The following is an 11497-nucleotide window of genomic DNA, read 5'->3' on the forward strand; positions in this document are numbered from 1 at the left end:
TCGACCGCGTTGCGTCCGCTTCCAAAATTCACAGATCGCGCGCTCGACGTCTGCAATTATGGCGCAGTGCTGCCGACCAACCGAGCCTGAACGAAAGGCCGCTTACGTTGATTTGGCGCTCCAAAGCAGCCGGGCCGTAATCCATCAGAAAGGCTGTTATCAGCCCGGCCCGACTTCATGAGAGCCAATTCAAACGAGCCGAACGGAAATTCTCCAATGATTTGAGTGCCCATCTTTGGCCTTTGTGGGGCACCACTCCCGGTCAAGCGAAGGCACCCTGGGCTTCTGCTGATCGTGATCGCCGGCAGCGGCTGTATCCAATGGCTTGAGACGCTCGGCGATCGTGTATCGGGCATCACCACCACAGTGTCGATAAATCACTGCGCCTAGCGTTGCGGAGGAAGATCTGCGCGGACTTTCAGGTCTCGGGATGGCGCGTTGACAGGAAGATCCTCTACAAGCCCAGCGACGACCAACTCATGCTCTCGCGGGATCGTTCGAGCCGGCTGACCATCACTTCGCCCGTTTCGGCTGCGCGGCAGTGACGTCAAGATGCTGACTGTCTGTAGCGGATCAAATCGACACCCGCGCATTGATCCACGTTAAGTTGCATCGGACGTATTCCTGTTACTCTTGGGATCGGCAATTTGCGGAGCGACGATGGGGAATTGCGCAACCGGCGTAGTTGGGCTGGATGAAATACTGGCGGGTGGATTGGCGAACGGCCGATTATTTCTCGTCGAAGGCAGCCCTGGCACGGGGAAGACCACAATCGCCACCCAATTCCTGATGGCTGGCGCGGCGGCGGGCGAAACCGTGCTCTACATTACTCTGTCTGAAACCGAAGAGGAGTTGCGGGACGGCGCAACGTCGCATGGCTGGACCTTTCCCAAAGGCTTCGAAGTGTTCGAATTGGTCCCGCCCGAAAGCCTGCTCAACGACGAACAGCAGCAGAGCTTGCTTTATTCGTCCGACCTCGAACTCGGTGAAACGACCAAGCGCATCTTCGAAGTGTTCGAGCGGCTGAAGCCCGCGCGTGTGGTACTCGACAGCCTGTCCGAAATCAGGCTGCTCGCGCAGAGTTCGCTGCGTTATCGCCGTCAGATCCTCGCGCTCAAGCACTATTTCTCGCACAATGACGCGACCGTAATGATGCTCGACGACCTGACCGCCGATGTGATGGACAAGACTGTGCACAGCGTCGCCCACGCGGTGATCAGGCTGGAGGAATTGTCGCCCAATTACGGCGCCGAGCGCCGGCGGATGCGGGTGCTCAAATATCGCGGACGCAAATATCGCGGTGGTTATCACGACTTCGTGATCGACACCGGCGGCGTGCGGGTGTTCCCGCGCCTGGTTTCGGCGGAGCATCACGGCCGTTTCACGCGCGAAACCGTGTCGATCGACAATGCGCCGCTCAACCAGTTGCTCGGCGGCGGATTCGAACGCGGCGCGAGCAATCTGATCCTCGGCCCTGCGGGAACCGGCAAATCGCTGCTGACGCTTAGCTTCGTGCAAGCGGCGACGGCGCGGGGCGAGAGCGCGGCGATGTTTATCTTCGACGAGGAGCTTGGCCTGCTGTTCGAACGGTCCAAGGCGCTGGGAATCGACCTGCAGCACATGGTCGACAGCAAGAAGCTGGTCATCGAGCAGATCGATGCCGCCGAATTGACCCCCGGCGAATTTTCCGAGCGGGTACGCGTCGGCGTCGAAAAGCACGGCGCGCGCACCGTCGTGATCGACAGTCTCAACGGCTATCAGGCAGCCATGCCCGAGGAACAGGCGCTGATCCTGCACATGCACGAATTGCTGCAATATCTGAACCGCCAGGGAGCAACGACCTTCCTGACCGTGGCACAGCACGGGCTGGTCGGCGACATGAAGTCGCCGGTCGACGTCACCTACCTTGCCGACACCGTCGTCCTGCTGCGCTATTTCGAAGCGCTTGGACGGGTCCGTCGCGCGATTTCGATCGTTAAGAAGCGGACGGGATCGCACGAGGACACGATCCGGGAGTTTATGATCGGTGGCAACGGGATCACTTTGGGCGAACCGCTTACCGGGTTCCAGGGCGTGCTGCGCGGGGTGCCCACACTGGTCGGCGAGGACAATGCCGGGCTGCTCGACACGAAAAAAGCGTAACGGCGCTTGAACCGAACTATCGCAGAGGGCGCGCTGATCCTGGCGCCACATGGCCGCGACGCCGCGGTGGCGAAGTCGATACTGCACGAGGCCAGGATGGAGGCGGCGACCGTCCCCGACATTCCGTCCTTCGTGAAAGCGCTGCGCGACGGAGCGGGGTTTGCGATCGTCACTGAGGAAACGCTGCGCGGCGCCGACCTGCGCGATCTGGCCGCGTTCATCGCCGAACAGGCCGAGTGGTCAGATTTTCCGTTTATCTTGCTCACCGCGCGCGGCGGCGGGCTGGAGCGTAATCCCGGCGCGGTGCGGCTGCTCGAGACGCTGGGCAACGTCACTTTCCTCGAACGCCCGTTTCATCCAACGACGCTCATCAGCCTGGCCCGCGCAGCGCGGCGCGCTCGGTTGCGGCAATATGAGGCGCGTACCCGACTCGAGGATATTCGCGCCGGGCAGGATCGGCTGCGCGTAGCGCTGTCGGCGGGTGGGCTCGCTGCGTGGACGATGGAGCTGAAGACCAACACGATATTCGCATCGGACGATTGCAAGGCGCATTATGGGCGCACGCCCGACGAACCCTTCACTTATGACGAACTGCGCGCGTCGGTCCATCCCGACGACAGCGACCGGATGCGCGAGGCCGTCGAACGGTCGATATCGACCGGCGGCGACTATGACATCGAGTATCGCTGCCTGTGGCCGGACGGGTCGCTTCACTGGGTTCAGGTCAACGGCAAGGTCGAAACCGATGCCCGCGATCGGCCCATCCGGATTGTAGGCGTATCGCAGGACATCACGGCGCGGCGCCGTACGCAGAACCATCAGGCCGGCTTGATCGCGCTCAGCGACGGTTTGCGCCAGATGACTGACCCTGCCGACATGTCGTATCTCGCCGCGCAGATCATTGGCACGACATTGGGCGTGAACCGCGCGGGCTACGGCCTTATCGATCGAATCGACGAGACAATCACGATCGACCGCGACTGGAACAGCCCGGGGACAACCACAATCGCCGGGGTGCTGCATTTTCGAGACTACGGCTCATACATCGAAAACCTGAAACGTGGCGAAGTGGTCGCGATTGCCGACGCCCGTCTCGATCCGCGCACGGCAGCGGGCGCCGATGGGCTCGAGGCGATCCATGCCCTTGCGTTCGTCAACATGCCAGTAGTGGATCATGGCGACTTCGTCGCGTTGCTCTATCTCAACAACAAGAGCGTGCGGCAATGGACTGCCAACGACTTGGCGTTCGTGCGCGACGTTGCCGACCGGACACAGGCGGCAATCGAGCGGCGCAATGCCGAGACCGCGCTGGCCAAGCTGGCGGCGTCGCTGGAGCACCAAGTCGAAGAACGGACGCGCGAGCGAGACCGAACCTGGCAGAACTCGCAGGATTTGCTCGCCGTGGTCGCTTCCGACGGCACCTTCCTATCGGTCAATCCGGCCTGGACCACGGTGCTCGGCTGGCAGCCCGATGAAGTTGTCGGCCGCAACTATGCCGCGCTCAGTCATCCTGATGACCAGGCATCAAGTGACGCTGCGCATGAGCTCGCGAAGGCCGACGTGCTGCGTCAGTATGAGAACAGGGTTTTGCACAAGGACGGCTCACATCGGTGGGTGTCTTGGGTCGCGTCAGCCGAAGGTGATCGGGTCTACGCCAGTGGCCGTCACGTCACCTTAGAGAAGGAGGCGCAACTCCAGCTAGAGGCAGCGCAGGAGCAACTCCGGCAGGCGCAGAAGATGGAGGCGGTCGGCCAGCTGACCGGCGGGCTGGCGCATGATTTCAACAACCTGCTGACCGGCATTTCGGGCGGTCTGGAACTGATCGAGATGCGCATCAAGCAGGGGCGGTCGGGAGAAATTGGAAAATATGTCGAAATGGCGCGCACCGCGGCCAAGCGCGCCGCGGCGTTGACGCACCGCCTGCTCGCCTTCTCACGCCGCCAGACGCTCGATCCGCGGCCGGCCGACATCAATCGCCTGATCGCCAATCTAGAGGAATTCCTGCGGCGTTCGGTCGGTCCGCAGGTCGAGATCGAGATGGTCGGCGCGGGCGGATTGTGGACCACGTTGGTTGATGCCAATCAGCTTGAGAATGCGCTGCTCAACCTGTGCATCAACGCGCGGGACGCAATGCCCGACGGCGGGCGGATCACGATCGAGACCGCAAACAAATGGCTCGATTTCTCCGGCGCGCGCGAGCGCGACTTGCCGCCCGGTCAATATGTCTCGCTCTGCGTCACCGACACCGGCATCGGGATGTCGGCGGAGACTATCGAACGCGCGTTCGACCCGTTCTTCACCACCAAGCCGCTTGGCGAAGGCACCGGACTTGGTCTTTCGATGATCTACGGTTTCGTGCGGCAGTCAGGCGGCCAGGTGAGGATTTATTCCGAAGTGGGACAAGGCACGACGATGTGCCTTTATTTCCCGCGTGTGCATTCGCCCGACCAAGCGGAGCCGGAATCGCCCGACCATGCGCCGCCGCCACCGTCCTTGGTCGGTGAGACCGTATTGGTCGTCGACGACGAACCCGCGATCCGCGCGCTGATCCTCGATACGCTGGCCGAACTGGGGTATAACGCGATCGAGGCTGGCGACGGCCCCGCCGGGCTGACGCTATTGCGGTCACTGCCGGGCATACAATTGCTCGTAACCGATGTCGGATTGCCCAAGGGGATGAACGGCCGCCAACTCGCCGACGCCGCGCGGGTCGAACGCCCCGACTTGAAGGTGCTGTTCATCACCGGCTACGCCGAGAATGCGGTGATCGGCAATGGCCAACTCGAACCCGGCATGCACCTCCTGACCAAACCATTCGCGATGGATGCACTCGCGGGCCGCATCCGCGATATCATTACCGAGTGAACCCCGCTCCGCTTCAATGGCCCGACGGCGCCTGATGCGCTCCGACCGTCAAGACCGGGATAGCCGGGTCGGCGGTCCGGGGACGTCGTCGATAAGCCCTTGGATGACAGCTTTTGGGGAGGTCACGCCGTCAGCTTGAATGCCTGCTCTGGAGGCTCGAAGCCGACGGGCGATGATTTTGCCCGCATGGCTCGATAAACGCGCTGCGGCGTTATACCGTCATGAACTGCCGACTGCGCGGAAACCCATGAGGCCCGTCCCGGACCCCATCATGCCCGGTCAGGAAAGCGTCTGGTCGTTCCCACGACCTGCTATCGCCGAACCAACCGCGGCGCACATCATGATCGAACATGCGGGTCTGGTGATCGCTGATACGCGAGCAGCCATCCGCACCTTGGAGACGAGCCACCCGCCCAGCTACTACATCCCGCGCACTGACATACTCCCAGGAATATTGCTGCAAGCCGAAGGTTCGTCATTCTGCGAGTGGAAGGGAACCGCGACCTATTGGGACGTGATCGTAGGCAGTGAGGTTCTCTCGCGGATCGGCTGGAGCTATCACCGCCCGACCCCGCAATTTCAAATTCTCAGGGATCACGTCGCTTTCTATGCAGGGCCGTTCGACCGCTGTTCCGTCGATGGTGAAACGGTCGTGCCACAGGCAGGCGGCTTCTACGGTGGCTGGATCACCAGCAAGGTCACCGGCCCTTTCAAGGGCGTTGCTGGCAGCCGGCTTTGGTAATCGAAGGACGTTCGCATGACGGGAGAACGTGATCGACGCGGTCGTCCGGTGCCGAGCGGGCGGCTCTCCCGCCTTGGCGCGTTCGGCAAGATCGCCGGCGGTGTCGCCGGAGGAGTGCTTGCGGAGAGTGCGAGGCGGCTGGCCGGCGGTCAGCGGCCCAGGATGAGCGACTTGCTGCTGACTCCGGCGAATGTCGGTCGGGTCGCGGAGCAGTTGTCGCACCTGCGCGGCGCCGCGATGAAACTGGGTCAGATGATCTCAATGGACGCGGGCGATTTTCTGCCCGCCGAGCTCACGCAGATCATGGCGCGACTACGCGACCGCGCGCATCACATGCCCCCGGCGCAGTTGCAGCAGGTGTTAGCCAGGGAATGGGGCAAAGACTGGCGGCGGCGCTTTTCCAGGTTCGACGCGACGCCGATCGCCGCAGCCTCGATCGGGCAAGTGCATCGGGCCGTGACGCCTGATCGGCGCGACCTCGCGATCAAGGTCCAGTATCCGGGCGTTCGGGCGAGCATCGACGCCGACGTCGACAATGTTGCGACGCTGCTTCGCCTTTCCGGCGTGCTGCCCAAGACGCTCGACATCGGCCCCCTGCTTGCAGAGGCCAAGCGCCAGCTGCATGAGGAGGCGGACTATTTGCGTGAGGCTAACCAGCTCGATCGCTTCGGCGCACTGCTTGCAGACAGCCCTGGCTATCTCGTGCCGGCAGTCGATCGCGCGTTCACCAACAGCGATGTGCTGGCAATGACGTTTGCCCAGGGTGTTTCGATCGAATCGCTCGTCAGTGAGGAGCAGACGATCCGTGACGCCGCCGCGCGTTCACTAATCGCCCTGGTGTTACGCGAGCTGTTCGAGTTCGGGCTGATGCAAACTGATCCAAACTTCGCCAACTATCGTTACGAAGCCGCGAGCGGCCGGCTCATCCTGCTGGATTTCGGTGCCACACGAGAAGTGAGCGCGGCCACGCGGGATGGCTATCGCGCGCTGCTTGGTGCCGGGTTGTCAGGGGATCGCGCGGCTGTGCGAGACGCCGCCGTCGCGGCTGGATTTCTTGGTATCGACGCGGTCTCGCGACATGCTGCCCTGGTTGACAGGATGGTCGACATCATACTTTCCGAGCTTAATCGCGAGGGGCCCTTCGACTTTGGCGATCGCGCTTTCATCGGCGTGCTGCGCGAGCAGGGCATGGAGATAGCAGCCGATCGCGCCACATGGCACCTCCCACCCATCGACACGCTCTTCGTGCAGCGAAAGATCAGCGGAACGGCGCTGCTTTGTGCCAGGCTCAGGGCGCGCGTGGATGTTCGGGAAATGGTGTTCGACGCTTTGCGACCGCCGCGACAGGCAGTTTAAATCGACTGGCGCTTCCATGCCCCGGGCTTCAGCTCCCAAGATAGATAGCCGATTTAGAGGAAGCATTTCATGATTTCAGCAAAGCGGCGCTGATTCAAGAAAGCATCGGGAACGCTCCGCCTCGATGAGCCAGACGGCATCGCGGGTGCCCCGTTTGGATCATACTCTTGTCATGGCGGAACGCGGCGATCGCGCGCGATAAGTGATAATCGCTCGAGCGCACCTCCCTCGCCACCACGGATCGCGGCAACCTGGTGGAGTTTCTCGCAATCGCCACTGCGGTGAAGAAACTCCCCGGACTTGCCGTCCAAACTGCCGCCCTTCCCATCCAGGCTATCATTGCCGACAAGGATACCTGGATCGATGGCACCCTCGGGATGGTGCTTGACCGAAAAAACTGACCGTGCGCAGCCAGAACCGAGCGTCTGCTCGCCGCTTTCACAAACCGCAGCGCTTGGGATCTGCACCGGTGGCGATGTCAAACAACGCTTGGTCGCGAGATCGATCCGTGAGTTCGGGCAGGAAGCGGACGGCCCGAACCTGTTGCTGAATCACCGGTCGATTGGCGCCGACGATTTCGCCAGCGCCAACGCGTTTGATTTACTGATGCTCATCCGCCGCCGCGTCCGATTCAGCCAACGCCGCTGGGCTACTCCGCCGATCACGTTATGGACGGGCATTCGGCGGACTTGAGCCCAAGCCGGTTCTCTAGAGTTTGGCCCTGAAGGTGATGCCATAGCGAGCCGGCTGGTTATAGTTGATCGTCCGCCCGAGGTACGCGGTCACGCCGGCGCCTGAAGGTGCAGCCAACAACGCCTGCGAAATGATGTTGCGCTCGTTGGTGGCGTTGTTTGCGAATAGCGAGATGTCATATTTGTCGTCATCCAGCCGCAAACCCGCACGCAGATTGAGATTAAACTGATTCGGCACTTGGGTGTAAATCGACTGTGTGACGCCGGTGCCATATGAGCTTGTGTAGGAATATTGCGCGTAGCTGTAGAATGTCGTTCTCGAGCCGATTCTGGCATCCCAGGACGGCGTAACCGACAGCGCCCATTTGGGCGAATAGGGTGCACGCTGCCCCTTGGCGTCGATATTGGCGATGCCGTTATAACTAAGTTCTGCTGGCGCGGGCAGCGACGGAGCCCGAGTATAGATGGCGTCGTTGTAGTTTCCATCGAACGTCAGCCGGAGGCCAGCGCCGAAATTGGCGGCGACGCTCCATTCGACGCCGCGCGCGCGAATATCGCCCACATTGGTAGCGCCGCGTTGTGGCGTGCCGTTGGGGAGCGTGAATGAAATCGACGTCTGAAATCCCTCGAGCTTTTCCTGATAGGCGGCCAGTGAGAGCGTCAGACGATGATCGAGCAGCGATGCCTTCACTCCCGCTTCGATATTGCTGGTCGTGGTTGGCTGTACGGGCGGCGCGGTCGGATTGAGCGAGCGATTGTTGAGATCGAGCCCGCCGGCCTGAAAGCCGGTGGCGTAGGCGATATAAGTAGTGACATCGGGCGTAAGCTTATAGGACAGGCTGGCCGTGTACGACAGATTGTCGTTCGACGTCCGGATGTTGAGCGGATAGCCGGTTGCGGCGACCGCCGTAGGATAGCCCGGCAGCGTATATGAAACACCAGCGTTTCGCTGCACGGCGTCGATCGCATTGTAGAATGCGTTGAGCTGTGCATTGGTGATGCCGACCGGGAGTGATGTCGGCAGCTGGCTGGTATCCACCGGGCTGCTGCCGTTCTTGCGATCGTAGGTGTAACGCAGCCCACCGGTCAGATCCAAAGCCTCGGTGATATGCCAGGTCGCCTGACCGTATGCCGCAATGTTGCGATTCTCCACACGCGTATCTTCAATGATCTGCTTGCCGGTCAGCTGTGATCGGAACGAAAGCGGAATGGGTACGAAGTTCGCGGTCCCTGCCAGGGTGTTATAGGCGTTGTACCAGGGAATTACGTCGGCGCCGAACTGGTGGATCACATAGTGATCGTCGAGTTTTGAATAATAAAGGAACGCGCCGGCCTGCCACTCGATCGGCCCTTTGCGCTTCGACGTCAGCCGAATTTCCTGACTGAACTGGTTGCTCTTGCTGATCGCCATATTGTTATAGATGTCGACCGGCGAGCTATCGCTGTCCTGCGGCGGATCGAACGACCAGCGCCGCCATGCCGTGATCGAGGTCAGCGTCGCCCAGCTCAAGTCATAGTCGGCCGTGATCGCCACCCCGGCGTTTGTGGTATGCATGTGATTATAATTGTTCGTGATGTTGACGCGCGGATCGACCGCCAGATTCCAGTTCTGCACACCACCGAAATTAGCCAACTGGCTCAGCGCATTTCGCGCCACCGTGACGCGCGCCTGTTGTGCCGCCGTGGTGTTTATCCCCCAATTACCGGGGCCAAAGATCTCGCTGATCCCGCCGCCCGAGCTGAAGCCCGATGAGCTGTCATCCTCCACGTTCAGATCGCCGGAGATATTCACCTTGAGTTTGCCGGCCTCGATCAGGAACTGCTGACGGATGCCCCAGCGTCCCGTTCCTGCAGTCTTGTCGTCGGTCGTCGCCGTCGGCGCGAAGATGCCTTTCTGTGCGGCCGCGCTGGCGAAGGCAGGCCGAAACGGTGTGGCGATCCAGCCATCGGCGCGCGTGCCATACGCCACGGTGCGATAAGCGATGTTGTCGCTAAGCGGGCCGGTCAGAATCGCCTTGGCCTGCGCAAAATTGTAGCGGCCATAGGACACTTCGAAAGTCTGGCTGGGCGTGAAGCTGGGCTTGTTGAAAGTAATATTCAGCGCGCCGGCGGCGGCGTTGCGACCGAACAAGGTGCCTTGCGGGCCACGCAGGACCTCAAAGCTCTGTACATCAACCAGATCCTGGAGCACCTGCCCAGGACGGGCTTGGTAGACGCCGTCGAAATAGACGCCGATCGCGTTGTCCAGCCCATCGGCCGCGGTCGGCGCATAGCCTATGCCGCGGATCGTCACCGAGAAGTTGCGCGGGTTCCCGCCGGTCGAATTCAGCCCGGGCGTCTGATCGATCAGGCTCTGCAGATCGATCGTACCTTTGCGCTCAAGTGTCTCGCCACTGATGGCCTGCAATGAAATCGGTACGTCTTTGATGTTCTCCGCGCGCCGCCGCGCCGTGACGAGCACTTCGCGCTGATGGTCTCCATCATCCGCCGGTCTCGCTTCGGCGCTTGGCCCCTCCTGCGCCCAGGCGGCGGCTGGCAGCGCGAGCGTGGATACGGTTGCCAGAAGTACGCGCTCAAACAGCGAACGGACCATCGAAATCCCCCTTACGTAATTCCCATCAATTCAGTATGACTTACTAATCAAGATTATTCCTATCGGATAAGTAGCAAATGTGAGCGCGAGTTTAGTTTTTCTGCATCGCGGCAATTCCAGGACCGATCCAACATCGGGGGGAAGGAGAAACGGACGTGGCAACCATCGGAAAACTGGGCGTCAGCGCGCAAGGGTTTGGCGCTATGGGTTTGTCGCACGTCTATGGGCAGGCGAACGAGGCGGACTCGATCCGCACGCTGCATCGCGCGATCGACCTAGGCATAACCTTCTTCGATACCGCGACCGGCTATGGCAATGGGCATAACGAGGAGTTGCTCGGGCGCGCGATTGCAGGTCGTCGCGACGGTCTGGTCATAGCCAGCAAATTTACACATCTGCGCGACGGTAAGCACGTGACGGCGCGCGAAGCCGTAGAGGCCAGCCTCAAGCGGCTTAATGTCGACCACATCGACCTTTATTATCTCCACCGCGTCGACCCCGACACGCCGATCGAGGAATCAGTCGACCAACTCGCCCGCCTGCGAGACGAGGGCAAGATCGGCGGTATCGGCGTTTCCGAGGCCAGCGCCGCACAATTACGCGCCGCCCATGCCGTCGCCTCGCTGACCGCCTTGCAGAGCGAATATTCGCTGTGGACGCGCGACGTCGAGGTCGAGATCCTGCCGACGACGCGCGAGCTCGGCATCGGCTTCGTCGCCTATAGCCCGCTCGGTCGCGGGTTCCTTGCAGGTGCCGGGCCGGTGGAAGCGAACGACCGCCGCAACATCCACCCACGCTTCACCGAAAACGCAGTCGCGGCGAACAGCCTGCGACGCCGAACCATCGAGGATGTCGCGGAGCGGCTCCGCGTGACCCCTGCGCACGTCAGCCTCGCCTGGGTGTTGTCGAAAGGCGTTGTGCCGATCCCGGGCACCCGCCACATCGCCCACCTGGAGGACAATTGGGCGGCAGGTGATATCCGCCTCGACGAAGGCACGATCGAAGAGTTGGAGGCCGCATTCCCGCGCGGCGCCACCGTCGGCGACCGGTATCCGGCCGAACAGATGAAATCTGTGCCGGCAGAGCCTGCCCTCGCCTGATGCCGAC

At 61.6% G+C, this 11497-nt stretch carries 8 protein-coding genes; 7 read left to right on the forward strand and 1 reads right to left on the reverse strand.

The window, feature by feature from the left end; genetic code table 11:
* Nucleotides 1-660 precede the first annotated feature (660 nt).
* The 6 genes from ACM61V_RS15340 (at nt 661) to ACM61V_RS15365 (ending at nt 7798) form a co-directional block, all read left to right on the forward strand.
* A complete protein-coding gene (locus tag ACM61V_RS15340; RefSeq protein ID WP_137787470.1) occupies nt 661-2142 on the forward strand; it encodes an ATPase domain-containing protein in 1482 nt (493 codons plus the stop codon).
* A 6-nt stretch (nt 2143-2148) separates the two neighbouring features.
* Complete coding sequence (locus ACM61V_RS15345) at nt 2149-5007, forward strand: PAS domain-containing protein (protein ID WP_137787471.1); 2859 nt, start codon at nt 2149-2151, stop codon at nt 5005-5007.
* Between the two features lie 247 nt (nt 5008-5254).
* Complete coding sequence (locus tag ACM61V_RS15350; protein WP_137787557.1) at nt 5255-5749, forward strand: DUF427 domain-containing protein; 495 nt, start codon at nt 5255-5257, stop codon at nt 5747-5749.
* Between the two features lie 15 nt (nt 5750-5764).
* Nucleotides 5765-7105, forward strand: coding sequence for an ABC1 kinase family protein (locus ACM61V_RS15355; RefSeq protein WP_137787472.1), 1341 nt, complete (start codon nt 5765-5767; stop codon nt 7103-7105).
* 254 nt (nt 7106-7359) lie between these two features.
* A complete protein-coding gene (locus tag ACM61V_RS15360) occupies nt 7360-7506 on the forward strand; it encodes a hypothetical protein (protein WP_171007618.1) in 147 nt (48 codons plus the stop codon).
* The gene (locus ACM61V_RS15365; RefSeq protein WP_137787473.1) at nt 7490-7798 is read left to right on the forward strand and encodes a hypothetical protein; all 309 of its coding nucleotides are present in this window, start codon (nt 7490-7492) and stop codon (nt 7796-7798) included. Before ACM61V_RS15360 ends, ACM61V_RS15365 begins: the two co-directional genes overlap by 17 nt.
* Before the next feature lie 15 nt (nt 7799-7813).
* On the opposite strand, the gene ACM61V_RS15370 is transcribed toward ACM61V_RS15365, so the two are convergent.
* The gene (locus ACM61V_RS15370; RefSeq protein ID WP_137787474.1) at nt 7814-10390 is read right to left on the reverse strand and encodes a TonB-dependent receptor; all 2577 of its coding nucleotides are present in this window, start codon (nt 10388-10390) and stop codon (nt 7814-7816) included.
* A 155-nt stretch (nt 10391-10545) separates the two neighbouring features.
* Here ACM61V_RS15370 and ACM61V_RS15375 point away from each other — a divergent pair, with 155 nt between their 5' ends.
* Nucleotides 10546-11490 (forward strand): aldo/keto reductase, encoded by a 945-nt coding sequence (locus ACM61V_RS15375; RefSeq protein ID WP_419714102.1) that lies wholly within the window; start codon nt 10546-10548, stop codon nt 11488-11490.
* Nucleotides 11491-11497 lie beyond the last annotated feature (7 nt).

It is taken from the genome of Sphingomonas sp. TX0543 (assembly GCF_048565505.1).
In the GTDB taxonomy this organism is placed as follows: domain Bacteria; phylum Pseudomonadota; class Alphaproteobacteria; order Sphingomonadales; family Sphingomonadaceae; genus Sphingomonas.

Bases quoted from the DNA above. Each gene is read 5' to 3' on its own strand.
- ACM61V_RS15370 (WP_137787474.1), bottom strand. From the start codon at position 10,390: ATGGTCCGTTCGCTGTTTGAGCGCGTACTTCTGGCAACCGTATCCACG.
- ACM61V_RS15350 (WP_137787557.1), top strand. From the start codon at position 5,255: ATGAGGCCCGTCCCGGACCCCATCATGCCCGGTCAGGAAAGCGTCTGG.
- ACM61V_RS15355 (WP_137787472.1), top strand. From the start codon at position 5,765: ATGACGGGAGAACGTGATCGACGCGGTCGTCCGGTGCCGAGCGGGCGG.
- ACM61V_RS15340 (WP_137787470.1), top strand. From the start codon at position 661: ATGGGGAATTGCGCAACCGGCGTAGTTGGGCTGGATGAAATACTGGCG.